Source organism: Salinimicrobium oceani (genome assembly GCF_012037645.1).
The window spans coordinates 1-444 of the sequence record NZ_JAAVJR010000653.1; the positions used below are offsets into that span (position 1 = coordinate 1).

At 45.5% G+C, this 444-nt stretch carries 1 protein-coding gene; it reads right to left on the reverse strand.

Features of this window, described 5'->3' with window-relative positions; all coding sequences use genetic code 11:
- Nucleotides 1-444, reverse strand: a 444-nt coding sequence (locus HC175_RS18725) for a hypothetical protein (RefSeq protein ID WP_209310097.1), incomplete at both ends; no start/stop codon positions are given.

Below are 444 nucleotides of genomic sequence, written 5' to 3' on the forward strand. Positions count from 1 at the left end.
CCTGATCACCTGACCTTTTCTTGTAGCTTCTCCAAAAGGCACATAAGCACCGGTTGTAACCTTATCGTCAGGTGCATCTGTCAGGGGATTTTTACTGGTGTAGTTAATTCCTTTAAGGACGATATCCTTACAGGGAATATCGTGGAATTCGGGTTTGCGATATAGCCATCCAAAAGAAGCATTGTCGGGACCCACTACGGCCGAATTGGTCGCAGTACCCTGTCCAAAGTATATATAGTTGTCTTTTATTGCAGGACCGTTTGTATGGTGGTCTCCCATGCTAGGCAGGTTACTCACCAGGGTATCTACAGCTCCATTAGCATTAATCCTCAGAATTTTCCCTCCTTCCATTTGGCCGCCTTCTGCAACATAAAAATTACCGTCATGATAGGTGATTCCGGTCCAGGGGCCATTCTTTGTTCCTTCGACAATAAGCTCAGTACT